Origin of the sequence: Sphingomonas sp. AOB5, from assembly GCF_029433115.1 — a bacterium.
Lineage (GTDB): Bacteria > Pseudomonadota > Alphaproteobacteria > Sphingomonadales > Sphingomonadaceae > Sphingomonas.
The window spans coordinates 1-1,135 of record NZ_JARNTV010000135.1 but is presented as its reverse complement, the minus strand read 5'-3'; the positions used below and the strand labels follow the sequence as shown (position 1 = coordinate 1,135).

Annotated in this window: 1 protein-coding gene; it reads right to left on the bottom strand. The window is 71.5% G+C overall.

Annotation, left to right across the window (positions count from 1 at the left end; translation table 11 throughout):
* Positions 1–1,135: ComEC/Rec2 family competence protein (locus P1X14_RS22025; protein WP_277317567.1), on the bottom strand; the 1,135-nt coding region annotated here is incomplete at both ends.

Sequence of the window (1,135 nt, the reverse complement as noted above, 5' to 3'; positions counted from 1 at the left end):
AGCGGCGCCCACAACCCGCCCACCGCCATCAGCGCAAAGGCTCCCGCAGGCATCGCAGGCAGTGCCGCCACAGCACCCGGCGCCGACGACGCCGCATGCGCCAGCCACAGCAGGAACCCCAGCGCGTGCCCAGTCAGCCACCAGACCGGCGCGCCCAGCCCGGCCAGATCGAGGAACAGCGCCAGCGCTTCCAGCGGCATGATCACGAAGGTCGTCAGCGGGATCGCGATGATGTTCGCCAGCGCGCCGTACACACCAGCCTGATGGAAGTGGAACAGGGCCAGCGGCATCAGCGCCAGCTCCACCGCAACGCCAGTCAGCAACAACGAGGCCAGCCCGCGCAACAGGCGCCTGCCCAACCCCTCCTCGCGCCGCAGGAACCAGCCGCGCACCACCGGATGCTCGTGCAGCGCCACGATTGCAGTCACCGCGGCGAAGCTCAACTGGAAACTCGGCCCCGCCAGCGCCTCCGGCCACAGCAGCAGAACGAACAATGCCCCCGCCGCGACCAGTCGGAGCGTGATCGCCTCCCGCCCCATGCTCAGCGCCAGCAGCACCAGCAACGCCGCAGCGCACGACCGGATCGTCGGCACTTCCGAACCGGTCAGCAGCGTATAGCCGATCGCCGCCGCCGCACCCGCCCCGGCCGCCACCAGCGGCAGCCGCCAGTTCAGCGCCAGCCACGGACTGAGCGCCAGCAGCCGCAGCACCAGCAGCATCGCCCCCGCCGTCACCGCGGTGACGTGCAACCCGCTCACCGACAGCAGATGCGCGAGGCCGGACCGCTGCATCGCCTCCGAATCCTCGTCCGAGATCGCCCCGCGGTCCCCCGTCGCCAGCGCGCTCGCGATCCCGCCGGCACTGCCCTCGATCCGGCTCTGGATATGCGACGAAAGCCGCGTCCTCAGGTCTGCACCGCCGCCATCTCCGCCCGACAATATCGTCACCGGCGCAAATCCCCGTCCGGTCGCCCCGATCCCGTCGAACCACGCCACCCGCGCAAAGTCATAAGCCCCCGGCACCGAAGGCGGCGGCGGCATCAGCCGCGCCCGAAGCCGCACCACAGCGCCCCGCGCCAGCCCCGCCGGCACGTCCTTCTCCGCGAGATTGACCCGCACCAGCGGCGGCAGGTCCG